Here is a 269-nt window from a genome sequence, read left to right on the forward strand (position 1 = left end):
ACAGGAGCGCGATTTCTTGCGCCCACACCCTGTGTCGGTCACGATTGGTGGGGTGGATTGATTTCGACAGCAGGTCTGCGAATCGCAGTACTGCTTCAAGATCCACGTCGTATGGGTGACGATCCGCCAGCCCCAATCGATGTAAGCCGTAGTTGTAGAGCAGGTTGGCGTACAGCTGTTTGAGGAATTCGTTGGAGTCGATGTCAGAAAATACGAGCTCGCCGACTGTTAATTTCTTGTCAGACATGGCTACCACCTGGCCCACCCAC

1 pseudogene is annotated in these 269 nt (G+C 53.9%); it reads right to left on the reverse strand.

Annotated elements, in window-relative coordinates:
• Nucleotides 1-269, reverse strand: a pseudogene (locus HMPREF2975_RS08280) (helicase); the annotation flags it as partial.

This window comes from Actinomyces sp. HMSC065F12, assembly GCF_001814535.1.
Taxonomy (GTDB): Bacteria; Actinomycetota; Actinomycetes; order Actinomycetales; family Actinomycetaceae; genus Pauljensenia; species Pauljensenia radingae_A.